This window comes from Desulfoplanes sp. (assembly GCF_054921335.1).
The window spans coordinates 1-25,944 of sequence record NZ_JBUDSQ010000038.1 but is presented as its reverse complement, the minus strand read 5'-3'; the positions used below and the strand labels follow the sequence as shown (position 1 = coordinate 25,944).

Genomic DNA, 25,944 nt, shown 5'->3' with positions numbered 1-25,944 from the left:
ATTCCTCGATGGGGATCTGCAGGGCCGTGGCCATGAATTCCAGAAATTTGCCCGTGCCCGCTGCGCAGCGGTCGTTCATCTCGAATTTGGCGGTCTTGCCGTTGGCAAAGAGAGAGATGGCCTTGGTGTCCTGGCCGCCGATGTCCAGGATGGTCCGTGCCTCGGGATGCACGGCTTTGGCGCCCAATGCATAGGCCTGGATTTCCGTGACTGTTTTGACCTTGTCGAGAAGCCCGGATTCGGCCAGGAGGTTGCGGCCGTAGCCGGTAGCCACGACATGATCCGCTTTGAATTCCTTGAGCAGGGATGCGCACTGCTCCAGGGGATCGAAGGTTGTGGCGATTTTCTTGGTAAAGGTGACTTTGTCACCGTCGAGGACCACGGCCTCGATGGACCGGGAGCCTATGTCGATTCCTGCTATCATGGTGTTCCGTTCGGTGTGTTGAAGGTTGGGAGACGGGAGACAAACGAGTGTAGGGGCACCCCTTGCGGGAGCCCTTTTTTGCTGTGTGCCCTACCTTTGTCGCATCGTTGAAAAAGGGCACGGCGCGCCGTGCCCCTACGGGAGGTGTGACGTTGTTTATTGAGATCGGTGTATTGGGGGAATCGGATGGAGAGGCATTTTGTATCCTGGGAACGCCGTAATCATCGGATCATCGGGTGAACCTGGTTATTTGACCATTTCCACAAAGGCCTCGATGCGTGTCTTGAGCTGTTCCACATCTTCCATGCCGTAGTCGGTTTCAACGATCATGGACGGGATCTCCTCTTCCCTGAGATTCTTTTCCACGCGGAAGTTCTCCTGGGCATAGGGCTGGCAGAACATCAATGTGTACTGGAGCACGCCGTCGGCCTTGGAATTACGGGCCAGATCCAGGATGTTGTCCACCCGTTCATTATTGGGGGTGAAACAGGCACAGTCGATCTTCAGGTAGCGGTCCGTGAGGGCATCGATCATCTCGTCGAGAGAGTCGCCGGATTCGTCCACCAGATCGCGGATGTTCCGGGTGCCCACGCAGGATTCCTCGCCCACGATGACCGCGCCCGAGCTTTCCGTGACATAGGGGAGCTTCCAGTTGGGTACGGCCATGGGACAGCCGGACATGAGCAGTCGGGGGGTGCCCTTGGGGGCCACGCCCTCGCCCTTGGCAATCTTTTCCTCCAGCTGGTCGCAGAGGAGACCAACCTGGTTGGTGAACCGTTCGGGATCGTCGTAAAATCCCACCTGATTGATGAGCAATGCGTCGCGGCCTGAAATGGGCACGGGCTCGGCAACCCGGAGTTTGTTCAGCCGCTGGATGGCCTTACGTTTGTTGTTCACGATGACGATGGCCTTTTTCAGGCTTTCGGCAGTGATGGTGGTGCCGGTCAGCTTTTCAACGGCTTCCTTGTACCGGAGGATCTCCGCCTTCCACAGGGCCCGGTCGTGTTCGTTTTTGCACTGGGGCACCTCCATGACATACACGGGCGCGATTTCTCCCAGGGTCTCGTAGGCCTTTTTCTTGCCGTCGCAGGTGGTCTCGCCCACGATGAGGTCGCAGGATTCCGTGAACGGACAGAGGCGGCCCAGCTTGAATCCCAGGGACGATTTGATCAGGGCGCAGGTATTTCTGGGGATGAGTTTTTCCACCTCTTCCTTGGCCACATCCGCTCCGGAACACAGCCCCACCTGGATGGCATTGGCCGCGATGGTCAGCTCTTCGGGCACGAACACGCAGAAGGTGCCGATGACCTTGCGGCCCTCGTTCTGCTTGGCCTCCTGGAGTTCCTTGACCCGCAGTCCGTGGATTTCGGAGAGGACCAGATCCAGGTATTCCATGCCCTGGAGCCGTCCCTGCTGGGAAAGATAGATGTCGCCGTAGAATTTGCCCAGAACCTCCATGAGGCCGTCGTGGGCGGGCATGTCGATGTTCAGTTTTTCCCACATTTCGTCATATTTTCCCATTGGTGTCTCCTGAGTGGCGGTTTTATTGATGGGTTGATTGGTGCTTTCCTATGTATTCCGGGTACTTCCGGGGCCATTATAGAGATAAGGCATGGTTTGTCTCTACGGACGAACGTATTGCTTCAATCGGACTAAATGATGGACACGGTGTTTTGGTCATCGTGTAGGGGCACCCCTTGCGGGTGCCCTTTGACGTCTTTGATCCATTGCCCGATTTTCAATTCCGCAACGTGGCTGCCAGCCGCAGGGGATGGGTCAGCAGATCCAATCCGTCACTGATATTCGTGCAGATCACGTTGGCCGCAGTCATGATTCCCGGATAGGCCCCTTCCTCCTGGATGAGCCCGATTCCCAGGGCCGCCTGTCTGAGCATGAGCACGTCGTTTTTTCCGTTGCCCATGGCCACGCATTCCCGGGGTCCCAGATTCCGGACGACCCGCTGTTTGGCCCTGTCCTGGTTTTCGGGTCCGAGAACCACGATGTCATGTGGAGTACCGGTGAAGAGGTGGGCTACGTTACCGAAGGTGTCCGCAGTGACGATGTGGACCGAAAGCTCCCCGGACAGCGCGGTCAGCCGTTCGCTCACGCCAGGCAGCAGGCTGCCGTCCAGGGCCAGGGTGCCGTTGAAATCAAGGACCAGGTGTTCGAGACGGAGTTCGGAGCCTCCGGGAATGTCGATGCAGATCATGAGGGTTTTCCTGATTGCGGTTTGGGGGGGGTGGCGTTAGTCGTGCCGGATAGATCCACTCGGTAACCAAAGATGGTCATCCCTGGATTGATCCGGGATCTTCCAGACTTTGGGCATATTGAACGGTTTCCATGCCCATCCGGATTCCAGCCTGCGCCGGGGTGACGACAATACTCTCGGGAGTCGGCACTGCAGGATGGCTGCATGTCACCCATGCGAAATTATTTTTGCCTACTATGAAAATACTGCATCTCCTCAGTCAACGTCCCGATTCCACGGGAAGCGGGGTCTATGTCCAGGCCATCATGGCCCAGGCCGCGGAGCGCGGGTATGCCAACGGCCTGGTTGCCGGGGTTCCACTGGATTACGAGTATCCCGGTCCCGTGCGTTCCCTGTGTAATGACGATGCCCTGTCGGTATGTTTTGAACAGGATCTCTCCTTTCCCGTTGTGGGCATGAGCGATGTCATGCCGTATGCAAGTACCCGTTTTTGCGACCTCAATGAGGATCAGGTGGAGAGTTACGAACAATGTTTTGCACAGGTTTTGGGACAGGCTGTGGAAAAATGGTCTCCGGATATTATCCACGCCAACCATTTGTGGGTCCTGACCTCCCTGGCGGGCCGGATGTTTCCGGATATTCCGATGGTCGCCTCATGCCACGGTTCGGATCTGCGCCAGTTCAGGCAATGTGCGCATCTGCGCGAGCGGGTCGTATCCGGGTGTTCGCGTCTGGCCGGGGTGTTCGCCCTCAGTCGTGAGCAGAAAGCAACCATCGCTGATCTGTACGGGCTCGAATCGGACAGGATCGCCGTGACCGGTGCGGGATTCAATAAAACTTTGTTCGCCCCGCGCGCCCAAGCCTATGCTCCTTTGGCCGTGCATCTGGTTTTTGCCGGTAAGCTCAGCCGGGCCAAGGGGGTTCCCTGGCTTCTTCGGGCCTGCGGGATGCTTGGGGGGGATTTCGTACTCCATCTGGCCGGAAGCGGGAGTGGGGAGGAAGAGCGGGAGATCCGGGAAATGGGTGCCGGTCTGAAGGACAAGGTGGTGATGCACGGTTCTCTGCCCCAGGCTGCGCTTGCGGATCTGCTGGCACGATCACACGTGTTCGTGCTGCCCTCGTTTTTCGAAGGGCTGCCCCTGGTGCTTTTCGAGGCCCTGGCGAGCGGCTGTTCTCTGGTGGCCACAAAGCTTCCCGGGGTGGAGGAGGTTTTCAATGATCTGGACAGCCGGGTGATACAACGGGTGCCTTTGCCCCGGATGCGCTGTGTGGATGTCCCGCATCCCGATGACGAGGACCGGTTTGTGCGTGACTTGGCGCGGGCCCTCCAGGAGCAGATGGCGGTTGTCCGCTCCGGGGGCGATATTTGTGCAGAACCGGCAGTGGAGGAACTGCTGACCCGGTATACCTGGTCCGGGGTGTTCGATCGGATCGACAGGGTGTACCGACGTTTTGTCTGATCTTTTATAAATCCGGTCGCAGGAATACGCATTACACCTGTAGAATGCCAAATAATGTTTTTGCAGCCTCTCCCGGGCGGGTCCATATATGAATCGCCCTACGGGATAGAGAACAGATGACAGAAAACAGACGATACAATTTTACAGGGTGAGCGCCACGGCCGTGGCGTCGTCGTGGGGCTTGAATCTGGGACAGGCCCGGCATTGGGGATCGGCCTTTTCTCTGGCACGGATATCCTCGAGGATTCCTGCCAAACCCTGTCCACGGAACCGGTCGGCAAACGAGGTGAAATCGAAATTTTTTTCAGGACCTTCTATCGGTGGGAACATCCCGTCCGTCAGGGCGATGACGTGCCGAACGCCTTTGGCAGATACGGATCCCGAGCGGATAAAATCAAGGGCCGCTTCCTCGCCGTTCAGAACCCCGTAATCCAGGTTCATCCTTCCGCGCACTTTTTTGATCGTAGGCATGGCCGCCTGTTTGACATCTTCAACCCCCCGGGCTGTGAGCCGATCCATGAGAGCCAGGGTTTTTCGGTCATGGTTGTGGTAGGGGGAGAGGAGCTCCGCCCGACCGTCATCATGGACCACCCCTACGAGGCTGTCGCCCGTCTGTACCCATTCGATCCGCCCGTTCCTGACCCTGAAGACCGCCGCGCTGGTGGACCAGCAATCCAGCTTGCGGTCGCAGTCCACGTTGCTTGTACGCATGGTCTGCCGGATTTTGTTATTGGCCTGCCGGGCCGTTTCCGCCAGAGAGATGTCGCGTTCACGTGAAAAGACCGACCATGCCAGAAAGGAGGCCCACCAGGCGCCGGTCATCCCGTGGAACAATCCCGGGGCCAGGCTGGAGGAGCCGTCAAAAACCCCGTAGGTACGCGAGCCGACCAGGAGATGGTCCTCGTTGAGCAGGGCGGACCCCTGGTCGTTGACCGACTCGAGTCTACGGTTTTCCAGGGAGGTCGTCTGGAAGAGGAGGGGTGACGGCTGGATGGAGATCATTCCCCCCTATAATCCAGGTTGGGGGAATTGTCGCATGCAAAGTTGTGATCGTTTGCGTGCTCATCCATAGATGATATCTATTATACGGTTGGTCGATAGCATTACTCCCCGACCCCGGTTTGTTTCTGGAAAACCATGCAAAAATCTCCCTGACCGGACAGGTTCCGGTCAGGGAGATTTTTGTAGTGTGTACAAACGATGATCCTTCAGCCCTTAGGCATTGAGGATCTTCTTGGCGATCTCGTCGTGTACGTCGGTGATGAACGGGATCTTGGTCTCTTCCTCGGTTTCTCGGTTGGCGGAACAGAGTTCTCCTCGGGAGAGCTGATCCAGGGAGAATTTTCGGGCACCGGCCAAAAGCTGCTGCAGGCCGGCGCTGAGCTTGTCTCCCAGGGTGTACATGGCGATGGCACCGTAAGGCACATTGGCTATTTCGTCCTTGCCCACGAGCTTTTCCACGTCGTAGTACCCGGCAAAGATCTGTTCCGGGCTGTTGCCCAGTTTGTCGACCGAGGTGGGCAGTTTGTTCCAGTTGCCCTTGACCAGGTCCTTACGTTCGTGGTGCAGGGCGCCTTCGATGTTCGAGCCCAGGAATCCCGGGATCATCAGGGCCCGGCCCATGCAGATCATCTTGGTAAAGGGTGCGCCCAGGGCCAATCCCTTGAATATCTGGTCCTCACGGGCGAATCCGCCGGCAAAGGCCATGTCCACGACCTTTTCGCCCTTTGCGGCCAGGATGGAGGCGTATTCGTAGGCCTTGGAATGCAGGAGGATGGAGGGGACCCCCCAGGTCTGCATCATGTTCCAGGGGGACATGCCCGTGCCGCCGCCGGAACCGTCCATGGTCAGAAGATCGAGCTTGGCGTCCGTGGCGAATTTGATGGCCATGGCCAGGGCCTCCATGCCATAGGAACCGGTCTTCAGGGAGATGCGTTTGAACCCGAGTTTGCGCAGGTAGGCCACCGCATCCATGAAGTCTTCCCGGACTTTTTCGTGGGAGGTGATATCGGTGTAGCCCAGGCGGGAGTGGCGGGCGAAGGAACGGATGGACCGCATCTCAAAGGCCTTCTGGACCTCGGGGTTCTCCGGGTCCGGATCGAGAAGGTAGCCGCGTTTTTTGAGGAACAGGGCATAATCCAGGCTGCTGACCTCGATCTCGCCGCCGATGTCCTTGGCCCCCTGCCCCCATTTGAGCTCGATGACCACGTCATTGCCATATTTGTCAATTATGTACTCGGCCACGCCGTTGCGGGTATCCTCGACGTTCATCTGGACGATGATCGCCCCATATCCATTATAATACCGGTTGTAGGTCTCGATGCGCCGGTCCAGCTCCGGGGATTTGGAGATTTTGCCGTCCTTGAATTCGGCCTTGCGGTCCACGCCGACCACGTTTTCACCGACAACGATGGGGATTCCCACCAGGGCACAGCCCATGGCAAAGGATTCCCAGTACCGTTCGGCCACGAACGTGGAACCCAGGGCCCCGGTCATCAGCGGGATTTTGACCTTGGTCTTGATTTCTGCGCCAAACGAGGATTCCAGGCTGACATTGGGGAAGATACAGTCGTCAGGATCGGTGGACAGTCCCGGAGCCATGCCCTTGGCCCCGTAGTTGTATCCCTGGATGCGCAGGGAGTTGTAGGACACGCCCACATGGGTGGTGTTGTCGCTGCCAGCGGTTACGCTCCCGAAATCACGCGGATAAAGGAGCTTGCGGCCCACGAGGCTGGACATCCATGTTTCGCATTTACCCTGGCAATCGGCCCGGCACAGGGTACACAGCCCGGATTCGGCCGGGTTGCCGCGGTTGGTGGTTCCGAGGACATCATTGGATTTTTTCTTCTGATTCATGAACGAGCTACCTCTTTTCAGGGGTTGGGGGTGGAAACAAGTGGCCAGAATGACAAAAATGAAAATTTAAAAGTAATTTAAAGTACATTACTGTAAGATTTTCGTCAAATAGGGATATTAAAGGGTGACGGCCTCGGCAGGACGGTTGTATTTGTATATATGAGGAGTGGTTGCGTGTGGTCGTGGGCGGAGGCAACCCTGCCCTGGCCGGTCCACGGATTTTTTGCCATAAAAAAGGGAAATACGGGTTGATATCATCGTTTCATGCTGTTACAGATAGAGCCACCAGCCGCTCTGGCGGCTGGTGGCAATGGAGCCTTTTATTCAAGCGGGAGCAGGACGATGATCCCTCGGCCGGTGGACACTCATTCATTCGGAATGGATGGACCGGGCGGAGGCAACCCTGCCCGCCAACCGTAACAAGCATCGGAGGAGACTATGGCTAACATGGATTACCCGGGACCTTGCCCAAGCTGTAGTGGGATCGAAGGATGTACGAGTGATGCGAACAAGCAGGATGCGGTAAAACGGTATTGTAAAGGCCTTGAGATGGAACTCAATTCCTGGAAGGCACAGCTCTATGACATCCTCGTCGCGGCCGAGAAACTCTCGGGGGACGATATGTCCAAGATGGAACATACCTTGGACATGATCAAGTCCACTGTCGGGGAACTGGAATCCATCAAAAACCAGATGCTCGACACCTGCCCGTCCACGGTGGACCAGGAAGGGGTCGTTGGTTCGAAATTGGAACAGCTCCGCAATGAATACTCCAAGGCCCTTGAGGTACTGCCTTCGGGATGGTTCGGGGGATGATCGCTTTAGGCTCCCCGCAGGAACCGTCATAAAAAAAAGACCCGCCAAGGCGGGTCTTTTTTTTATGGGTTAGTCGGGCGGGGTCCCTCCGTGGGATTATTCCGTTGTTCCGGGTGTCTTGGCACGGGGAACGATGTTCAGGTCAGGATAGAGTTTCTTGGCGCAGTCCGGACAGATGCCGTGGCTGAACTGGGCTCCAGAGTGGCTCTGGATATAGAGTTCCACGGGCTTCCATTGTCCTTCTTCGTCCTGGACCTTCTTGCACTCCGCGCAGATGGGAATGATCCCCTGGAGCCGTTTTATCTCGGCAAAGGATTCCTCGAGGTGCCTGGTCCGTTCTTCCAGGGTTTGGTTGGTAGACATGAGTTGTTGGTTTGATTCCTGCAGCTTTTCAATGGCCTGCAGGAGTTCCTTGTTCTGGGACAGTAGACCCAGGTAATTGAAACCAATGGCCATGCCCACGCTGCCCCCGGCGATAATCGGGATGAAATATCCCTTGAGGGTCAGGGGGGTACCGATGAAGACCTTTTGGACCGTGGAAAGGAGGCACAGTGCCCCGGATCCGGTGGTGAAGAAGAGTAAGCCGCTGTTGGCGTTTTTTTTGATGGGATTGTTGTTCATCGGGGTTCTCGGGGAAGGGGGTTGCTGCCGGGACAGATTGCTCTCATGACGTACTCGAAATGTTGGCTCCGGTGGTCGCTTGCCGGCTCACGTGCTGGGAGGGGCCGCCCACAACCAATGCACTCAGCCAGCCTTGCGTGTTTTCCAAGGCAGGTGCTTTTCTGCCGGAGAGCCAGTGTGTTTTTCTGGGATGCCCGACCGTCTGGTCGGCCTATGGAGCAACAAAGAAGAGCGCGTCTGCATAATGTTTGGCTGGACCGGCTGACCATGCTTTCTGCTGTTTTCTCTGACGGATTGTCGGGCAGACGGCCACCGTACCTAGGGGCGGGAAAAACGGCCAGCCCCTACCGACGAGTTTGTTTGTCTGTTTGCCTGGAAAGTCAACCCTACTTTATAGGACGCTTTTTCAGGCGGACGGGCGCAGACCAAATTTTTTTGTAACATTCCGGATTTTTTCTTTTTTAATCTTTCTCCGCGCCAGCCCCCTTGGCATCCCCCTCCCTTTTTCTACATGGTTTTATGTAGGTTCGGCCGAAAATTGCTGCCCCTTCCACGGGCCGGAATAAGGTTGTGCTTGGGTATAGAGCATGCTAAATTGCTGGAAATTATTACTCACTCGGGAAAGCGAGTATCTTTTATCATTCTGGTATACTTGTTTTTTTTGTGACCCCCCTCCTCTCTTTTTTGGGGGGGAAGAGACCGGTCATACATGTTTTGCCGGGCTATAAGCTCAGGCGTAGAGATAGCCGTTACAAATCTCGGATGCTAAAGAATGTTTTTGCCAGCCCCTCCCGGGGGGGGGCTGGCAAAAACGGGCGGGCCCATATAAAAATCGTCCCTACGAGATTTCGGGTACTGGTGTTATTGGTATTTGTGCACGTATGCTTATTCTTTGCCAAGGACGGGAGCGGTGGACCGAACCTCAGATACCGGAGTATATCCACGTGGGGCGGATTTTGATCAGGAGCGGGTGCTCCATCTCAAACAGGTCCTTTTGGCCATCCGCAATGTCGGGCGGCTGATCACCACGGAAAACGATCCCGAGTGTCTGGTGGACAGGGCCTGCGAGGTTTTGACCAGCGATCTCGGATACCATAACACCTGGATCGGATTGACCGATCCGGGGTCTACCCGGGTGACCATGACGGTCTCATCGGGATTCGGCCCCATGTTTGAAAAACTCAACGTCCGCCTGTTGGGCGGGGATTTTCCCCGGTGCATGCGTCGAGGGCTGGGCCGTGATCATGTGGTTGTGGTCCAGGATCCCGTGGCCGAGTGCTCCGACTGCCCCCTGGCCGAACAGTACGCGGGCCGGGCCGGAATGACCCGTTCCCTGGTCCATGCCGGTGTTGTCTACGGCATTATTTCGGTGTCCGTGCCCGCCCGCTTTGCCAAAGATCCCGAAGAGATCAGTTTATTCGATGAATTGGCCCACGACATCGGCTTTGCCCTGCACCGCATCACCGCCACCGAAGAGACGCGCCGTCTCAACCATATCGTGACCACCCTGCCCGAGCCCATGGCCTTTGTTTCCTCGGACTACACCTATCTGGCGGTCAACGATATCTACGCTACCCTGTACAGCACGACCAGGGAGGGCATCCTGGGCCGGAGCGTCGCCGAGTTCTGCGGACAGGAGGTCTTTGCCACGGAGATCAAACCGCGGCTGGACCACTGTTTGGGGGGTGAAGAGATCCGTTATACCCTGAATGTGGGGTTCCCTGACGGGAGCAGCCGGTGGATGGACATGGTCTATTGTCCCTACCGTGATCATGCCGGGATGGTCACGGGGGTCATTTCCCACGGCAGGGATGTCACATCGCACGTGGAAATCCAGAAAAAACTGCGGGACAGCGAACAGCGTGTGCGGAACATCCTGGATACGGTGCTTTCCCCGGAAAAGGACGTGGCCGAACTGGCCCTGGGGGACGTTCTGGACGTGACCGGCGTCCAAGCCCTGATGGATGATCTGTACCAAGCCGCGGGGATCCCCATCGGGATCGTCGACACTGCGGGCAAGGTTCTCGTGGCCACGGGATGGCAGGAGATCTGTACCCGGTTCCATCGCAACCATCCCGATACCTGCAAAAATTGCATGGAAAGCGATACCCTGCTCACCCAGGGGGTCGAGCCGGGGACCTTCAAGGCCTACCGGTGCAAGAACAATATGTGGGATATCGCCACGCCCCTGGTGGTCGGCGGACGTCACCTGGGAAACATTTTTATCGGCCAGTTCTTGTACGGGGACGAGGAGCCGGACCTGGAACGCTTCAGGGATCAGGCAAGAAGGTATGGGTTCGATGAGACCGCGTATCTGGCCGCCCTGGACAAGGTTCCCCGCTGGAGCCGGGACAAGGTCGAACACGCCATGCGTTTTTACGCCCAGCTGAGCCATGTCATGTCCACCAATGCCTATGCCCGGCTCAAGCTGGCCAGTCTCCTGGAAGAACAGAAACTGGCCAAAGAGCAACTTGCACAGCTGAATACGGGATTGCGGGCCAAGAACAGGGAGTTGGAGCAGATCCTCTACGTGACCTCCCACGATCTCAGATCGCCCCTGGTCAATATCGACGGCTACGCCCGGGAACTCTCCCTGGATCTGGGGGACCTGGAAACAATCTGTTCCCGGGAAGACCGGGGGGACACGCATCTTTGGACGGACATCAAGGAGTCCCTGCGGTTCATCCGGTCCAGTGCCTCACGCATGGACCAGCTGCTCGCCGGGCTGTTGCGGTTGTCCCGTCTGGGCAGGAGTGCCCTGGATATCCGTGTTCTCGACATGGATTCCCTGCTCAGGGACACGGTCGAGAACATGGACTTCAGGATCAGGGAATCGCAGAGCGATGTTCGATTGGACGGTCTCCCCTCCTGCAAGGGCGATCCCGTACAGGTCGGCCAGGTTTTCGCCAATCTTGTGGACAATGCGCTCAAATATCGCCACCCGGACCGCAGGGGACGTATCCGCATCAGTGGGCAGGCCAGGGGCGGAAGGGCCGTCTATTGTGTCCAGGACAACGGCAGGGGGATCGATCCCGCCCATCTGGACAAGGTGTTCGAGATATTCCACCGTCTCGAACCCGACCAGGGGGAGGGCGAGGGGCTGGGATTGACCATTGTCCGCAGGGTCATGGACCGTCTTGGCGGGGATGTCTGGGCGGAATCGGATCCTGATGGGGGGAGCAGCTTTTTTGTCGCCCTCCCACGTGGGGAGGATAATGACGGACAACAAGAAGGGACGAACAATGCATGAGAAAGTCGTCATCCTCGTGGCCGAGGACGATAAGGGCCACGCCGGACTGATCAGAAAAAATCTTTCCCGCGCGGGGATTGTCAACAGGGTTGTCCATTTTCTGGACGGCCAGGAGGTGCTGGATTTTTTGCTCAAGCAGGGCGATCCGCCCCATCGTGAACCAGGGGTCGGGTATATCCTTCTCCTGGATATCCGTATGCCCAAGGTGGACGGAGTGCAGGTCCTGGAGCGGCTCAAGAACGATCCCGAGCTGTGCGGGATCCCGGTGACCATGCTCACGACCACGGACGATCCCCAGGAGATCGACCGGTGCCACCGGCTGGGTTGCAACAACTATATCACCAAACCCATCGACTACGAGCGGTTTGTCAAGGCCATCCGGCAATTGGGACTCTTCCTGGCCGTGGTGCAGGTGCCGGAGTTCACGGAAACCAAGGGATGATGTCCTCCCGTGCATTGTTCCAAAAGGAGCAAGGGAGAACACCGTCCTGAGCTGGGGTCTTCACTCGTCCCCGTCCAGGGCGTCGAGGAGCTTGAAGGCCGCTTTGGGACTGACATGGACCCCGGCGGAGACCGAGGTGGAACTGGACTTGGTGGTCACCGTACCATCCTGCCCAACGTGTGTGGAGCGCTTGCTCGAAGAGGCGATCTTGGAGGATTTGCCCACCCTTGGCCAGTTGACCTCGCCAAGGGTTTTCAGGACGGATGGGGATTGTGGACCGGAGGGAACCTGCTTGGTTCCGGAGGGAACGGCGCGGATCTGCCATTCGCCCCGACCGACCCGGACACCGAGATAGTGTTTCACTGTTTGGGAGCCGTCGAGGGTGGCCGCCAGCGAAAACGGGCGGACGGTCCGGCCGTTCTGTGTCCGTGCGTCCTGGGGCACCACGGAAAAACCCGTCCCCTGGCCATTGTTCCATGACGCGGTCATTCCCGACGCAGAGGATTCCAGGGCATGTTCGAGCATCTGTTCGTCGTGGGAATCCAGGAGATCGAGGGGGGAAGAAGGGTCGGTCACGGCCTGGTCCACCTCCGTCTGGGTGGTCGTGGTCGCGAATCCCCCTACAGGGACCATGCGCACGCTGACCGTGGACGGAGAGAGGACATAGGCCTCCCCGGTGTCCTGCTGGCTGTCGATGGAGCTCAGCCCGCTGGTGATGCCCATGGCCGCGTCACCAAAAAAGGTTCCCGAGGAAATCCCGGAATTGATGGCGCTGAGCAGGACCTTTTGTTCCTGATACTTGCGTTTGATGGCCACGTCCTGTTGTTGGTATCCCTCCTTGGAGAAGCTCAGGATATGGTCCTGGGTGCAGGCCAGGTCCACGGTGCACGGAGAGACAAGTTGTTGCTGCCCGTCCACGTTGACGGTTGCCCCGGAGGGGGTAGTGGAGACAGGAACGGCCTGGGTCTTGATGGCCGGGGCGCACGCGGCCGTCATGACGACCAGCCCGAAGAGGAAGATGGTGCGGACCATGGGAGGACTCCTTTTTTGGGGGAATGGAATATTTGGGCGTGTATCCAATCTCCCACAGGGGGTCAATTCCGTCTTTCCTGGGCATCTGCGCTGTTTCGCAGGGGGGGGCAACCCCGATCCCCTTTCCCGGACCGGGGCCATATGGACGGATTGTTGCATACCCCGTACTTTTCGACATGTATTGTAAGACATTTTGTCCCTGGAGGGGGGATGACCGCTCGGAACAGACCACAGGACAGCCACTGGTTGCGTAATGAATTGGACAAGTTCAGGCTCATTTTTGAGAAGGCCGGGCAAGGGATCGCCATTATCCAGGAGGGATATATCACGATGGCGAACCCCTGGTTCTACCGTTTTGCAGAGTACACGGAAGAGGAACTGCGTGGAAGACACATCCTCGATTTCGTCCATCCTGAAGACAGGGAGATGGTGGGCGCCTACCACGTCGGGAGGTGTACGGGCAAGGAGGTACCGGACCGTTATGAGTTCCGGGGGATCACCAAGTCGGGGGGGATGGTTTGGGTCGAAATTTCCGGGGTGCTTGTGGAGTGGGAGGGTAAGCCGGCTAGTCTCAATTATTTTACTGATATAACCAAACGAAAGCGGGCTGAGGCCGACCTCAAGAATACCCTGGCGGCGACCAATGACGGGATCTGGGATTACAATTTGGTCACCGATACCTTCGAGTATTCGGAACGGTGGGCGACCATGCTCGGATACGCTCCCGGCGAAGTGGCCCACACGGGGTGCTTTTGCAGGGAAAGCACCCATCCCGAGGACAGGAAGCATTTCGAGAAGACGCTCACCGATTACCTCGAGGGCAGGAGCCCGATATACGGGATCGAATTCCGCTTGAAGACCAAACAGGGGGGGTACAAATGGATCTATTCCCGTGGGCGTGCCGTAGAATGGGACGAGCACGGCAATCCCGTCCGGATTATCGGCGCGCATACGGACATCGATGGACGGAAGGAGGATATGGAGGCCCTGCGGGAGAGCGAAGAACAAATGGAGATCATTCTCAATGCCTCCACCGAGATGATCGTCTATTTCGACAAGGAGATGCGGGTGGTCTGGGCCAACCGCGTGGCGGCCGAGTGTACGGGTTTGGCCGAAAGTGAACTCGTGGGCAGGACCTGCTACGACATATGGCGCAAGCGGACCAGCCCGTGCCCGGGGTGCGAGGCCTGCGGAGTGCTCCAAGAGGGGGCCATCAGATTCTTTGAGCGGGCTTCGGACGACGGGCGGATCTGGTGGGTCCGTCTTTTTCCGGTGACCGATGCACAGAACAGCATCAACGGGTTCGTCCGTTTTGCCACGGATATCTCCCGGCGCAAGCAGGCCGAAGCGGAAAAAGAACGGTTGGAAACCCAGCTCCAGCAGTCCCAGAAACTCGAATCCATCGGTCGACTGGCCGGGGGCGTGGCCCACGATTTGAACAATCTGCTCTCGCCCATCCTCGGTTACGGGGAGATGATGCTCCACGATGCGGTCCAGGGGGATCCCCGCAGGGATTCCCTGGAACAGATCATCAAGGCGGGCAACCGGGCCAGGGATCTGGTCCGCCAGCTCCTGGCCTTCAGCCGCAAACAGACCCTGGAGTTCAAAACCCTCGATTTGAACAGGCTCATCCAGGGGTTCGAGAAGCTCCTGCGCCGGACGATCCGGGAAAATATCGTCATTAAAACCGTGCTCAGCGGGTCCCTGCCCCGGGTTATGGGGGATGTGGGCCAGCTGGAGCAGGTGATCATGAACATGGCCGTGAACGCCCAGGATGCCATGGACGGAGGAGGGATTCTGACGATTGGGACGGAATCCCAATGGTTCGACGACCAGGACATGGGGGACAACAATGTTCTTTCCGGAGAATATGCGGTCCTCGTGGTCCGGGACACCGGGGTGGGTATGGAGGAACAGACCAGGGAGCATATTTTTGAACCATTCTATACGACCAAGGCGCGGGACAAGGGCACCGGGCTCGGCCTGGCCACGGTATACGGGATCGTCAAACAGCACGGCGGGCATATGGAGGTGGAAACCCGTCCCGGGAGCGGAACCACGTTCACCGTGTATCTCCCCGCGGCCCATGGTGAGGAGGCGGCGGGCGATGAATCCCATGTGTCCGTCCCCAGCGCGAACGGTTCGGAAACGATCCTCTTTGCCGAAGACAACCGTCAGGTCCGGGAGCTGACAACGACCATCCTCAAGCGGGAAGGGTATGTGGTGCTTTCCGCAGAAAGCGGTGAGCGGGCCATGGAGTGTATGCAGGAACATCAGGGGAACGTCGATCTGTTGCTCACGGATGTCATCATGCCGGGCATGAACGGCAGGGAACTGGCCGACAGGGTCATGGAGATCTCGCCCGGAACCAGGGTCCTGTTCATGTCCGGGTATATCGACGACACCATTGCCGAGCACGGGGTGATCAAAGACGGGGTCATGTTTTTGCACAAGCCCTTTTCGGTCAAGGTGCTGTTGGCAAAGGTCCGGGAGACCTTGGAGAAATAAATGACCGGGGCCGGGTTCTGGAGCGGTATTCCACATAGGGCAGTCCATTGCCGAGGATGTGTATCATGGTAGCAGAATATGAAGAAGACAACTCTTTGAACATTCTTGTCGTCGAGGACGACGAAGGGGTGAACCGACTGGTCCAAAAGCAGCTGGTCCGAGCGGGATATACGGTCCAGGGGGTGATGACCGGCAAAGAGGCCCTGGAGATACTGGACGGGAGCGGGGCAAGGGACCGGCTCCTGCTTCTTCTGGACCAGAAATTGCCGGATATGGATGGCACCCAGCTTGTGCATACCATGGTCGACCAGGGGAACGGGGTCCCGTTTATCGTTATGACCGGACAGGGGGACGAGACCCTAGCCGTGGACATGATGAAGCTCGGGGCCAGGGATTATGTGGTCAAGGGGGTCGACTTCCTGGACCGCCTCCCTCCGGTGGTCGACCGGGTTGCCCGTGAAATCCATGCCCAGGTCCGCTTCGAACGTGTCCGGAGGTCCCTGGAGGAGACCGAGGACAGGTACTGGTCCATCCTGCATTCGGCCATGGACGGTTTTTGGCTTGTGGATGGCCGGGGAAGGATCACCCAGGTCAATGCCACCTACTGCCGCATGAGCGGGTTCGCGGAAGACGAATTGCTGGGCCGGCCCATCGCTGATCTCGAGGTCTGCGAGGATTCCCGAGGGGTGGCGGCGCATACGTGCAGGATCATCGAAAAGGGGGAGGACCGGTTCGTCACCGTGCACCGGCGTAAGGACGGGTCCACCTTCGACGTGGAGGTCAGTGCCCAATACCGTCCCGTGGACCAGGGAAGATTCATCGTTTTTATTCGGGATATCAGCGAGAAGATCCGGGCCGAGAGCGATCTACGCCAGTCCGAAGGGGAAAAGAGTCTTATCCTGGAGAGTATTTCGGATGTCGTGGCCTTCTACAACTCCCCGGATCTGGATATCGCCTGGACCAACCGTAAAGCCGGACAGACCGTGGGGAGCCGTCCCGCACAGCTGATCGGTAAAAAATGCCACCAGGTATGGGCCGGCAGCCATTCCCCCTGTAACAATTGTCCGGTACTCGAGACATTCCGCACGGGCAGGAAGGCCCAGGGTGAACAGTCCACCCCGGACGGCCGGGAGTGGTCCCTCCGGGCCTATCCGGCATTCAACGAACTCGGTCTGCTCGAGGGGGTGGTCGAGGTGGGCCGGGAGATCACCCAGGCCAGGATGAATGAAAAGTCGTTGCGCGGGGCCCTGGAGCGGATCACTTTTCTGGTTGGAAACTCCCCGCTGGCGGTCATTGAATGGGACGCCGGGAATCAGGTCGCTGCCTGGTCCGTCCGGGCCGAATCCATGTTCGGGTGGTCGGCGGAAGAGGCCATCGGCAAGAGCTGGCGTGATCTGGGGCTGATCCCCCGGGAGGACGTGGAAGAGGTCGAGGGGCGGATAGGGGAGATGTTCTCCCGGGAGCGTTGTAACAGCACTATCCGCAACCGTAACCTGACAAGGAATGGGCGGGTCCTGGATTGCGTATGGTACAATTCCGCGTTCAAGGATGCCGAGGGGAACGTGCTGACCATCCTCTCCCAGGTGGAGGATATAACCGCCCAGAAGGAGGCCGAGAAGGAGAACAAGCAGCTCGAGATGCAGATCCGGCAGGCCCAGAAACTGGAGTCCATCGGTCGATTGGCCGGCGGGGTCGCCCATGATCTGAACAACCTGCTCTCGCCCATCCTCGGGTACAGCGAGATCGTTCTTGCGGATACCTCCATAAACGATCCCCGTTTCGAGTCCGTGGAACAGATCGTCACCGCTGGAGAACGGGCACGGGATTTGGTCCACCAGTTGCTCACCTTCAGCCGGAAGCAGCCCCAGTCGATTGTTCCGGTTGATCTCAACGATCTGTTGGTGCGCTTTTGGGGGCTGCTCAAGAGGACCATACGGGAAGACATCCATATCCAGATGGAATTGGGTCCGGATCTCCCCCCGGTCGAAGGGGACATAGGACATCTGGAGCAGGTGGTCATGAATCTGGCGGTCAACGCCCAGGATGCCATGGACGCCGGGGGGGAGCTGGTCGTTACGACGCGGTCCAGGATTTTGGAGAGCGGGGATGTTGCCGGGCACAAGGGGATCGGTCCGGGAGGATATGTCCTCCTGGAGGTCCGGGATACCGGCCACGGCATGGACGGCGATACCCTGGACCACATTTTCGAGCCCTTTTATACCACCAAACAGAAGGACAAGGGGACCGGGCTGGGGCTGGCCACCGTATATGGAATCGTCAAACAGCACGGTGGGGAGGTCCGGGTCGAATCCATGCCCGGACAGGGGACGACGTTTTACGTCTCTCTTCCGGCCATGCAGCAAGACCTGGAAGGATCCGTTCAGCCCGAACGGCAAAACTCCTTTTCCGCCCCTGGGGATGGGGCCGGGGCCGGGACGATACTCCTGGTCGAGGACAACGAGCAGGTCCGGGAACTGGCCATGACCATCCTGACCCGGGAAGGGTACAACGTGCTCACGGCCCGGGACGGCGGTCAGGCCAAGGAAGTCTTTGGACACCACCAGGGACGGGTGGCCCTTTTGCTCACGGATGTGATCATGCCCGGGATGAACGGTAAGGAGCTGTATGAGGATCTCGCAACCGCCCAACCCGGTTTGGATGTTGTCTTCATGTCCGGGTACACAGACGATGTCATTGCCCAGCAGGGGGTCCTTGCCGAGGGGATCCATTTTCTGCAAAAGCCCTTTTCCATCAATGCCTTGAAAGAAACGGTCCATGGGGCCTTGCAAAAACAACGGGACCGTGGGTGATGCGCAACGAGCAGCAGACAAGGAGTGTTCAATGATCGTTTCTTCCGCCCTGATTTGGTTTTTTGTCGGCGTGGTTTTTCTGGCCGCGGAAATGATGATGCCCGCGTTCATCCTCATCTTTTTTACCGCCGGCAGTTGGATAGCCGCCGTGAGTGCCTGGCTTTTCACGCCGGATCTCACGGAGCAGATCGTGGTCTTTGTCCTTTCTTCCCTGATTTTGCTGGTCTGTTTGCGCAAGTACGGTCTGCGGACCTTCAAGGGCGGGGCGATCAAGGGCGTGGACGGATCCTCCACGGACGCCAAGATCGGTAAGACGGCCCTTGTGACCGGCCCCCTGAGTCCCGGAAGAGTGGGAGAGATCAAGATGCAGGGGAGTTTTTGGCGGGCCGTGGCCGATACGGAAATTGCCGAGGGTCGGCCCGTAATTATTATGGAAAAGATGTCCGAGGATGGACTGACCTTCAAGGTGAAGGAAATCGATGAGGGGTGAGTTGGTTTTTGGTTTCTCGTTTCTGGTTGTTCGTAACGGCGGAGGCATTGTCGTTGTGCAACGAAAAATGCAGGAAAACCATGAGCCATGCGTCATGCACGGTATCCCCCCGGACAACATGTCATGAACCGTAGGGGCAGGCCCCCGTGCCTGCCCTTTTCGATGGACGACATATGCGTTCACGCTATTGATCATTTTTTTGTTCTCAAAAAACCGGTGATTGCCCATGCACTGGGAATCGGATTGACGCCGTTGATCGGGCAGGCACAGGGGCCTGCCCCTTGTACGAAATGATCATCATTCTATGCAATGGCCGTACATCCACAAACCACAAACCACAAACCACAAACCACAAACCAGAAACGCCCCACCCACCCACACCCCTACCCCGGAGGAATCCATGAATGAATCCCTGATCGTCGTTGCCGTTCTGGCCGTTATTGTCGTTGTCCTGCTCATCAAGACCGCCGTTGTCGTTCCCCAGCGGTCCGAGTTCATTATCGAGCGATTGGGCAAGTATGCGACCACGCTGGAGGCCGGATTCCATATCCTGGTCCCCTTTCTGGACAAGGTAGCCTACAAACGGTCCCTCAAGGAAGAGGTCCTGGACATCCCTTCACAGGACTGCATCACCACGGACAACGTCTCCGTATCCGTGGACGGGGTGCTGTACATCCAGGTCATTGACACCAAACTTTCCGCCTATGGCATTGATAACTACCGTGTCGCGGCGAGCCAGCTGGCCCAGACCTCCCTGCGTTCGGTCATTGGAAAGATCGAACTCGACCGGACCTTTGAGGAACGGGAGAACCTGAATCGCATGGTCGTCGCGGCCATTGACGAGGCCGCCCAGAACTGGGGGGTCAAGGTGCTCCGGTACGAGATCAAGGACATCACTCCGCCCCAGTCGGTCATGGACGCCATGGAAAAGCAGATGCGGGCAGAGCGGGAAAAGCGGGCGGCCATCGCCACGTCCGAGGGTGACCGCCAGGCCAGAATCAACAGGGCCGAAGGGCTGAAAAAGGAGGCTGTGGAGGTCTCCGAGGGGGAGAAGCAGAAACGGATCAATGAGGCCGGGGGACAGGCCGAGGAGATCCGGTTGGTCGCCGAGGCCAGTGCCGAAGGGATCAGAAAGGTGGCCGAGGCCCTGAACCAGGCCGGTGGATTGACCGCAGCCAACCTGCGTGTTGCCGAACGCTATGTGGCCGAATTCGGTAACCTGGCCAAGACCAACAATACCATGATCATCCCCAACAACATGGGGGACATCTCATCCATGGTGGCCACGGCCATGTCCGTGCTCGGCCATGTGGGCAAGGACAAGGGCGAGGAGTTCAGTCTGTCGGAATCGGAAAGAACGGACAGGGGATGAAAACCCTGACCGCAGAAGCTGCCGGGACACCGGTCCGCATTCGGGTCCTGCCCATGGGGGAGGATCTGTGTGTGGCCGTGTCCGGGGGTGACCGGGAACATATCGGGGCCGTTGCTCTGGCTGAACCCCGACCGAGTCTGCGGGACGGGAAAACGACCAGCGCGACGGTTTCTGTTCTGGCGGTGACTGGGCACAAGGAGGATGAGCTGGCCCGTGGAGTGGCCAAGGAAATGGCCTCGGCCCTGAACGCGCGTGTCAGCGTGTCCTGCGGTATCCATGTGGACCAGGCAGGAGACCGGCAGATTGGAGAGGTTGTCGCTGCGGTGGGAGAATTGACCCGGGAGATGATCCGGATCCTTCAGGACCGGGGGGGGTGAATCCGCCCAGGGCTTGCAAAACCGCGGTGCGTCCCTCCCCATTGGGCTCCAATGCAGCAATGGCTGTATTTTCCGGGGGCGCGGGCATCCCGCCCGATTTTTTCCCAAGCCAATCTGTCTGCTCCATCGACCATGCTGTTGCCTGGCCATATGGGCGGGCCGGCCGCGCCCCCGGGAGGAAACCGTGAAATTACTCACCCCTTGGGGTGGGCATTGCCCTTGGTTCCTGCTTCCATAACTCTTTCCTCGGGCAGGGGAGCACCCATTTCCCGGGCCAGCAGGGAAGCCTCTTCCCTGAATCGGTCCATCTGCTTGGGAGGGACCGGCTTGGTGGGCGGGGACTTCATGCGTAATGGGTTGATGTACGATCCGTGCCGCTTGACCCGGAAATCCAGGTGGGGGCCCGTGGCATAGCCCGTTGCACCGACATACCCGATGACCTGTCCCTGTTTGACCTGTTTCCCCTTGCGGATGGACCGGGCGAACCGGCTCATATGGTTGTACACGGTCTCGTACCCACGGGGATGGCGGATCTTGACGTACCGTCCGGCCGCTTTGTCATACGCCCTTGTCACGACCACGCCGTCCCCCACGGTCCTGATGGGGGTGCCCCGGGGAGCGGCATAGTCGACCCCGTGGTGGGGACGCCACCGTTTCAGGATGGGATGGAACCGCCGATTGGAGTATCCCGAGGAGATCCGGGTAAACGACAGGGGGGCCTTGAGGAATGCCTTGCGCATGGATTTCCCATTTTCATCGTAGTACGATGCGCGTCCCTTGGCATCGGTGAACCGGAATGCCCTGAACACCCTGTCGCGGTTGTGGAAATCCATGGCCAGAATAGGGCCGTATCCCGCGGGTTTCCCCCGGCGGAACCGTTTTTCGACCAGGATTTTGAACAGGTCGCCCTGCCGGATGTCCCGGCCGAAATCCACATCCCACCCCAGAATATCTTCCATCATCACCGCCAGACCGGGCCCTTCGCCGAGCCCGTCCAGGGCCAGGGACAGACTGGACTCGATGGTTCCCTGGATGACGCCCCGCTTCTTTTCGTAAACGATATCCTCTTTTTTGGCCTTGAATTCCTGGTCCTTCTTGGCGACCACGAGTTTGTGTTCGTCGTTTATCTCGTATTCAAATCCGGCGAGTTCCTCGTCCCGAAGGCCCAGAACGTAGGGGTGTCCGGGACGGATATCGGACAGGGGGAATACCGGTTCGCATACCCTGGCCAATCCGAGGATTTCCTGCGGGGTCAGGTAGGCCCCCAGGATGCCGGTCATGGTGTCCCCCTGGCAGACCTTGGACGCGACAACGGTTTCCACGGGGTGCGCTGCCGCCGCCTTGACAACCGGCTTGGGTTGGGCGGCTGGGGCAGCGGTCTTGGTTGCCGGCGGGGATGCCGGTTGGTTGCCGGTGAATGGGGTCGTCCCGGCGGGGTCATGTGGGACGAGCAGAAAATAGACCGTGGCCCCCAGGACCAGTAGGGCCAGGGGGAGGTAAAGGAGCCGTGTTCTGCTCTGTGGGGGTGGATTGAGATAGCGGTTGTATCCGTTTTTTCTTCTGAACATGGAAGACGCTCGTTGGGTCTTGGTTATCGTGCCGGTTCTATTTTTCCGGGTAGACGTTTTTCCAGGGGGTGTTCGCGGGATCCAGGAGGAGATCGTGGCACATGGATTCGGGCAATGGATGGGAAAAGAGAAACCCCTGTGCCTGGTCGCACCCGAGACTCTTGAGGATCTCGTACTGCTTCCATGTCTCTATGCCTTCGGCGATGACGTGCAGACACAAACTGTTGCCAAGAATGACGATGGCCCGGACGATTTCCAGGCTCTCCTCGTCCTGTTGGATGGTGGCGATGAACGACCGGTCGATTTTAATCGTATCCGTCGGGAAATTATGGAGATAGGACAGGGACGAATATCCTGTCCCGAAGTCGTCCAGGGCGACGCCCAGCCCCAGCTTCTTGATTTTTTTGAGCATGACCATGGCCGATTTGGGGGCCTCCATGATCCCGGTTTCGGTTATTTCCACAACGATGTTCGTGGGGTCGATACCGGTACCGACCATGATGTCGTTCATCCGTTGTGTCAGCCCGATCATGCTCAGTTGCTTGGCCGCGAGGTTCACGGCCATGGTAAGATCTCCGGTCCCGGGGATCCGCTTCTGCCATCTGGTCAATGTCCGGCAGGCATGCTCAAAGACCCACAGACCGATATCTCTGATCAGACCGGTATCTTCGGCAATAGGGATGAATTGATCGGGGGGAATGATCCCCTTGGTCGGATGCCTCCATCGCAGCAGCGCCTCGAATCCCTCTACGGCCATGGACGTGAAATCGACCACGGGCTGGTACTCCAGAAAGAATTCATTCCCCTCCATGGCGTGTCGAAGGTCCTGTTCAAGGGACATGGTCAGCATGGACTGGCGGTGCATGCTCTTGCTGAACACACGCACCTTGCCCGGCCCAAGGCCCTTGGCCTGGTACATGGCCGTGTCCGCGTCACGGATGAGATTGTCGACGCCGCTGTAGGATGTGCCCTTGAGGATCAATCCGATGCTCGAATCAATCTGGATGTCGTATCCCTTGGAGGTGAAGGGTTCGCGGATGATTTCTTGGATTTTTTTGATCTTGTGGATTATTTTCTGGGAGGTTCCGATCTCTTCAAAGAGGATGGCGAATTCGTCCCCGCCCAGACGGGCCAGAGTGTCGATGGACCGCAGGGAGCGATGGATCCGTGTGGCGATGTCCTTGAGTAGCTGGTCGCCCACGAGGTGCCCGTGGCAGTCGTTGACAAATTTGAACCGGTCCAGATCGATCATGGCCAGGGCGAAATGGTAGTCCGGGTTCCGTTTCGCCCGGCGTAGTGCCTGGCCGACCCGTTCCCGCAACAGGATGCGGTTGGGAAGGTGGGTCAGAGAATCGTGCATGGCCAGGTGGGAGAGGAGCTTTTCGCTGGCCTTGCGCTCGATGGCCAGGGCGATCTGCGAAGAGACCGCCTCGAGGATCTGGACATCCTGGGAAGTGTCGTGGTCGGGCCAGTCATAATGTTGAACCGCCATGGCCCCGATGACCTTGTCCCTGGATTTGAGAGGTACCCCGATCCAGATCTTGGCCGGTATCCCGATGCAATGGGAGTCGATCTGTTCATCCGAGGTCAGGACCATGGTCTTGCCGGATTTGATGACTTTGACGGTGCTCCCCCGGGAAGAGGTGGAGAAATGGTCGATTTCCGTAAAACTCTGTTCGGTTTCGTCCCGGAAATACGGGAAGACCAGTCTGTCTTTTTCCTCGTCCACCAGGGCGATGTAGAAGTTGTTGGCCTCTATGTAAGTGAGCAGGATGGTGTGGATGGTGGCGTACAACTCTTCCAGGTCGAGGGTGGTGTTGATGGCGTTGGCTATCTGCAGGAGCATGTTGGATATGTTTTCCATATGTTTGCGTCCGGTGATGTCCGTACAGGTACCTGCCATGCGGATGGCCTTGCCCTGATCGTCCCGGAGCACGGCCCCCTTGATGTAGATCCACCGGATCGACCCGTCCTTGTGGTACATCCGGTATTCGTTGGCGAAATTGGTTTCATTGTTTCTGAGCAGACGGCCGAACCCCTCGAGCATGGCCTGGAAATCGTCCGGTTGGATACGTTTGGTCCATTCCCAGATGTCGTTGGGGATTTCGTGGTCCTCAAATCCCAGGGAACCTTTCCACTGGGGGGAGAGGTACACTGAATCGTCGGTCAGGTCCCAGTCCCAGATACCGTCCTTGGCGCCACGGATGGCCAAATCATATCGTTCCCGGGCCAGATCCAGGGCCCGGGATGTCTTTTTGTGCCGGTCGATTTCCTCCCTGAGTTCCTGGTTGGTTTTGCGCTGTTCGGCCGTGCGTAATTCGACCATCTCCTCGAGATGGTCCCTGTACATGGTCAGTTCGGTCTGCCGGATCTTGCTCGGGGTGATATCCCGGCTGTACCAGAGGAATCTGGGGTCCTCTTCCGGATAGTCAGGGAGTACCAGACAGCGGGCGACGAACCACCGTTCATCGCCCGTCTGTTCGCTGGTCTGGGGGAATTCCACGCTTTGGGGAACCCGGTGGGCGAGGCTCCGTCGGATCATCTCTGGGAGGATCGAACCGATCTCCGGCGGCAGGAACTCGGTCACGTTCTTGCCCTCGATCGGACCTGCTGGGTGGGCGATACTCGGTTGCGGGGCCAGGACCTCGCGGCAGATCCCCCCGTGGTCGATGACAAAGGCCGTGTCAAAGGACGAGTCCTGTAGCGTGGGAGTCTCGGGAGGGAAAAGGTGTTGTGGAGTATCCATAGGTTCTTAGAACATCCAGGGGGTGGTCTGGGTTCGTATGGGCCGTGCAGTCGGTGGGCTCGCTGTCCTGAGAGCGGGCCTGCCGCGGGATTGATCCGTACGGGCTCGGCTATGTACCGGGCAGGGTGGCGCAGTCACTTGGATCTCCTTGGAGTTTGTCCAGGCTGTGGCCGATGGCCGGCAGAACCGCGGCCAGATTCTCCCGGACCGCCTTGGGGCTGCCCGGAAGGTTGATGATCAATGCGGAACCAAGCGTCCCCACAACGGCCCTTGAGATCACGCCCATGGGGGTCTTGGCAAGAGAGGCTGCGGCCATGGCCTGTTCAAAGCCGGGCAGCCGTTTGTCGATCACGGCAAGAGTGGTTTCCGGGGTGATGTCCCGTGGACCGATTCCCGTTCCCCCGGTGGTCAGAATGCAGTCGAACCCCTGGAAAAGGGCCAGGTCCGTCAGCAGGGCCTTCAGCCTGGTCGAAGAATCCGGGATCAGAAACCCCCGGCACAGGGACAGGTCCATGGCCTCACGCATCTGGGTTTCTAGGAGCGGTCCGCTCGTGTCCTCACGTTCGCCCCGTGCCCCCTTGTCGCTCAGGGTGATCCAGGCAAGCGTGCGTCCCCGGGGCAGCCATTCCAGGTCGTCGCCGTCCTCGGGAAGGATCTGTCCGATACACTGCATGATCCAGGCGGCAACACCCCTGTCGTCCGTGTTGGGATGCCATATCCGGCTCACGGCCTGTAGCACGGGCGAGCCATCCTGACCAAGGATATCGCCCACGCGCATACGCTGGAGCTCATGGGTTCCAAGAATGGTTCTGTTGGGCAGATCCAGGGGGTGGTCAGCAAGGAGAAACCGCCGGGTCTTGCCCTCACAGGCCAGGGCGGGTGGTTCCAGAAGGTGTATTTTCATCGGAAATTATTTTTGGGTCCTGAAAAAAAGTTGCCACCTTTCAAGACGGATTTACGTCC

General features: G+C 58.3%; 19 protein-coding genes. 9 read left to right on the top strand and 10 right to left on the bottom strand.

Annotated features, from left to right (window positions below; genetic code table 11):
- The 3 genes from ACY692_RS09355 to ACY692_RS09345 form a co-directional block, all read right to left on the bottom strand.
- On the bottom strand, nt 1–424 hold a 424-nt coding region (locus ACY692_RS09355), incomplete at its 3' end, for a BadF/BadG/BcrA/BcrD ATPase family protein (protein ID WP_462325094.1).
- 246 nt (nt 425–670) lie between these two features.
- Entirely contained in the window at nt 671–1,945 is a 1,275-nt protein-coding gene (locus ACY692_RS09350; protein WP_462325093.1) for a double-cubane-cluster-containing anaerobic reductase, read from the bottom strand.
- 217 nt (nt 1,946–2,162) lie between these two features.
- Nucleotides 2,163–2,633, bottom strand: coding sequence for an HAD family hydrolase (locus ACY692_RS09345; protein ID WP_462325092.1), 471 nt, complete (start codon nt 2,631–2,633; stop codon nt 2,163–2,165).
- A 236-nt stretch (nt 2,634–2,869) separates the two neighbouring features.
- Between ACY692_RS09345 and ACY692_RS09340 the strand changes: the two genes are divergently transcribed.
- Nucleotides 2,870–4,093: a glycosyltransferase family 4 protein gene (locus ACY692_RS09340; protein WP_462325091.1), complete on the top strand. Its 1,224-nt coding sequence runs from the start codon at nt 2,870–2,872 to the stop codon at nt 4,091–4,093.
- 141 nt (nt 4,094–4,234) lie between these two features.
- Here ACY692_RS09340 and ACY692_RS09335 read toward each other — a convergent pair whose 3' ends face one another.
- Together ACY692_RS09335 and ACY692_RS09330 are read right to left on the bottom strand one after the other, a co-directional pair.
- Nucleotides 4,235–5,095 carry a protein phosphatase 2C domain-containing protein gene (locus ACY692_RS09335; RefSeq protein ID WP_462325090.1) on the bottom strand — a complete coding sequence of 287 codons (861 nt, stop codon included), beginning with the start codon at nt 5,093–5,095 and terminating at the stop codon, nt 4,235–4,237.
- A 213-nt stretch (nt 5,096–5,308) separates the two neighbouring features.
- Nucleotides 5,309–6,949, bottom strand: a complete 1,641-nt coding sequence (locus tag ACY692_RS09330; RefSeq protein WP_462325089.1) for a glutamate synthase-related protein — start codon at nt 6,947–6,949, stop codon at nt 5,309–5,311.
- A gap of 438 nt (nt 6,950–7,387) precedes the next feature.
- On the opposite strand from ACY692_RS09330, the gene ACY692_RS09325 reads away from it, so the two are divergent.
- Complete coding sequence (locus ACY692_RS09325; protein ID WP_462325088.1) at nt 7,388–7,765, top strand: hypothetical protein; 378 nt, start codon at nt 7,388–7,390, stop codon at nt 7,763–7,765.
- Between the two features lie 96 nt (nt 7,766–7,861).
- On the opposite strand, the gene ACY692_RS09320 is transcribed toward ACY692_RS09325, so the two are convergent.
- On the bottom strand, nt 7,862–8,386 hold the full coding sequence (locus ACY692_RS09320; RefSeq protein WP_462325087.1) for a hypothetical protein: 525 nt from the start codon (nt 8,384–8,386) through the stop codon (nt 7,862–7,864).
- A gap of 910 nt (nt 8,387–9,296) precedes the next feature.
- On the opposite strand from ACY692_RS09320, the gene ACY692_RS09315 reads away from it, so the two are divergent.
- Both ACY692_RS09315 and ACY692_RS09310 read left to right on the top strand, forming a co-directional pair.
- Nucleotides 9,297–11,636, top strand: coding sequence for a PocR ligand-binding domain-containing protein (locus ACY692_RS09315; protein ID WP_462325086.1), 2,340 nt, complete (start codon nt 9,297–9,299; stop codon nt 11,634–11,636).
- The gene (locus ACY692_RS09310) at nt 11,629–12,078 is read left to right on the top strand and encodes a response regulator (protein WP_462325085.1); all 450 of its coding nucleotides are present in this window, start codon (nt 11,629–11,631) and stop codon (nt 12,076–12,078) included. The genes ACY692_RS09315 and ACY692_RS09310 overlap by 8 nt, the downstream gene beginning before the upstream one ends.
- Nucleotides 12,079–12,138: 60 nt before the next feature.
- Here the strand turns inward: ACY692_RS09310 and ACY692_RS09305 are convergent, their stop codons facing one another.
- Nucleotides 12,139–13,110, bottom strand: a complete 972-nt coding sequence (locus ACY692_RS09305; RefSeq protein WP_462325084.1) for a PEGA domain-containing protein — start codon at nt 13,108–13,110, stop codon at nt 12,139–12,141.
- A gap of 210 nt (nt 13,111–13,320) precedes the next feature.
- On the opposite strand from ACY692_RS09305, the gene ACY692_RS09300 reads away from it, so the two are divergent.
- The 5 genes from ACY692_RS09300 to lpdD all read left to right on the top strand — a co-directional run bounded on the left by ACY692_RS09300 (nt 13,321) and on the right by lpdD (nt 20,667).
- On the top strand, nt 13,321–15,618 hold the full coding sequence (locus ACY692_RS09300; RefSeq protein ID WP_462325083.1) for a hybrid sensor histidine kinase/response regulator: 2,298 nt from the start codon (nt 13,321–13,323) through the stop codon (nt 15,616–15,618).
- Nucleotides 15,619–15,683: 65 nt separating this feature from the next.
- Nucleotides 15,684–18,428 carry a PAS domain-containing hybrid sensor histidine kinase/response regulator gene (locus ACY692_RS09295; RefSeq protein ID WP_462325082.1) on the top strand — a complete coding sequence of 915 codons (2,745 nt, stop codon included), beginning with the start codon at nt 15,684–15,686 and terminating at the stop codon, nt 18,426–18,428.
- Nucleotides 18,429–18,459: 31 nt separating this feature from the next.
- A complete protein-coding gene (locus ACY692_RS09290) occupies nt 18,460–18,918 on the top strand; it encodes an NfeD family protein (RefSeq protein ID WP_462325081.1) in 459 nt (152 codons plus the stop codon).
- Nucleotides 18,919–19,318: 400 nt separating this feature from the next.
- Nucleotides 19,319–20,290, top strand: a complete 972-nt coding sequence (locus ACY692_RS09285) for an SPFH domain-containing protein (protein WP_462325080.1) — start codon at nt 19,319–19,321, stop codon at nt 20,288–20,290.
- Nucleotides 20,287–20,667: a prenylated flavin chaperone LpdD gene (lpdD, locus tag ACY692_RS09280; protein WP_462325079.1), complete on the top strand. Its 381-nt coding sequence runs from the start codon at nt 20,287–20,289 to the stop codon at nt 20,665–20,667. The genes ACY692_RS09285 and lpdD overlap by 4 nt, the downstream gene beginning before the upstream one ends.
- A 194-nt stretch (nt 20,668–20,861) precedes the next feature.
- Here the strand turns inward: lpdD and ACY692_RS09275 are convergent, their stop codons facing one another.
- The 3 genes from ACY692_RS09275 to ACY692_RS09265 form a co-directional block, all read right to left on the bottom strand.
- The gene (locus ACY692_RS09275; RefSeq protein WP_462325078.1) at nt 20,862–22,235 is read right to left on the bottom strand and encodes a peptidoglycan DD-metalloendopeptidase family protein; all 1,374 of its coding nucleotides are present in this window, start codon (nt 22,233–22,235) and stop codon (nt 20,862–20,864) included.
- 37 nt (nt 22,236–22,272) lie between these two features.
- Nucleotides 22,273–24,981 carry an EAL domain-containing protein gene (locus tag ACY692_RS09270; protein WP_462325077.1) on the bottom strand — a complete coding sequence of 903 codons (2,709 nt, stop codon included), beginning with the start codon at nt 24,979–24,981 and terminating at the stop codon, nt 22,273–22,275.
- Nucleotides 24,982–25,090: 109 nt separating this feature from the next.
- Entirely contained in the window at nt 25,091–25,885 is a 795-nt protein-coding gene (locus ACY692_RS09265) for a MogA/MoaB family molybdenum cofactor biosynthesis protein (RefSeq protein WP_462325076.1), read from the bottom strand.
- Nucleotides 25,886–25,944 lie beyond the last annotated feature (59 nt).

What these genes read in the sequence shown, in the direction of transcription:
- ACY692_RS09350 (WP_462325093.1), bottom strand. Translation starts at nt 1,945, where the DNA reads ATGGGAAAATATGACGAAATGTGGGAAAAACTGAACATCGACATGCCC.
- ACY692_RS09345 (WP_462325092.1), bottom strand. Translation starts at nt 2,633, where the DNA reads ATGATCTGCATCGACATTCCCGGAGGCTCCGAACTCCGTCTCGAACAC.
- ACY692_RS09340 (WP_462325091.1), top strand. Translation starts at nt 2,870, where the DNA reads ATGAAAATACTGCATCTCCTCAGTCAACGTCCCGATTCCACGGGAAGC.
- ACY692_RS09335 (WP_462325090.1), bottom strand. Translation starts at nt 5,095, where the DNA reads ATGATCTCCATCCAGCCGTCACCCCTCCTCTTCCAGACGACCTCCCTG.
- ACY692_RS09330 (WP_462325089.1), bottom strand. Translation starts at nt 6,949, where the DNA reads ATGAATCAGAAGAAAAAATCCAATGATGTCCTCGGAACCACCAACCGC.
- ACY692_RS09325 (WP_462325088.1), top strand. Translation starts at nt 7,388, where the DNA reads ATGGCTAACATGGATTACCCGGGACCTTGCCCAAGCTGTAGTGGGATC.
- ACY692_RS09320 (WP_462325087.1), bottom strand. Translation starts at nt 8,386, where the DNA reads ATGAACAACAATCCCATCAAAAAAAACGCCAACAGCGGCTTACTCTTC.
- ACY692_RS09310 (WP_462325085.1), top strand. Translation starts at nt 11,629, where the DNA reads ATGCATGAGAAAGTCGTCATCCTCGTGGCCGAGGACGATAAGGGCCAC.
- ACY692_RS09305 (WP_462325084.1), bottom strand. Translation starts at nt 13,110, where the DNA reads ATGGTCCGCACCATCTTCCTCTTCGGGCTGGTCGTCATGACGGCCGCG.
- ACY692_RS09300 (WP_462325083.1), top strand. Translation starts at nt 13,321, where the DNA reads ATGACCGCTCGGAACAGACCACAGGACAGCCACTGGTTGCGTAATGAA.
- ACY692_RS09295 (WP_462325082.1), top strand. Translation starts at nt 15,684, where the DNA reads ATGGTAGCAGAATATGAAGAAGACAACTCTTTGAACATTCTTGTCGTC.
- ACY692_RS09290 (WP_462325081.1), top strand. Translation starts at nt 18,460, where the DNA reads ATGATCGTTTCTTCCGCCCTGATTTGGTTTTTTGTCGGCGTGGTTTTT.
- ACY692_RS09285 (WP_462325080.1), top strand. Translation starts at nt 19,319, where the DNA reads ATGAATGAATCCCTGATCGTCGTTGCCGTTCTGGCCGTTATTGTCGTT.
- lpdD (WP_462325079.1), top strand. Translation starts at nt 20,287, where the DNA reads ATGAAAACCCTGACCGCAGAAGCTGCCGGGACACCGGTCCGCATTCGG.
- ACY692_RS09275 (WP_462325078.1), bottom strand. Translation starts at nt 22,235, where the DNA reads ATGTTCAGAAGAAAAAACGGATACAACCGCTATCTCAATCCACCCCCA.
- ACY692_RS09270 (WP_462325077.1), bottom strand. Translation starts at nt 24,981, where the DNA reads ATGGATACTCCACAACACCTTTTCCCTCCCGAGACTCCCACGCTACAG.
- ACY692_RS09265 (WP_462325076.1), bottom strand. Translation starts at nt 25,885, where the DNA reads ATGAAAATACACCTTCTGGAACCACCCGCCCTGGCCTGTGAGGGCAAG.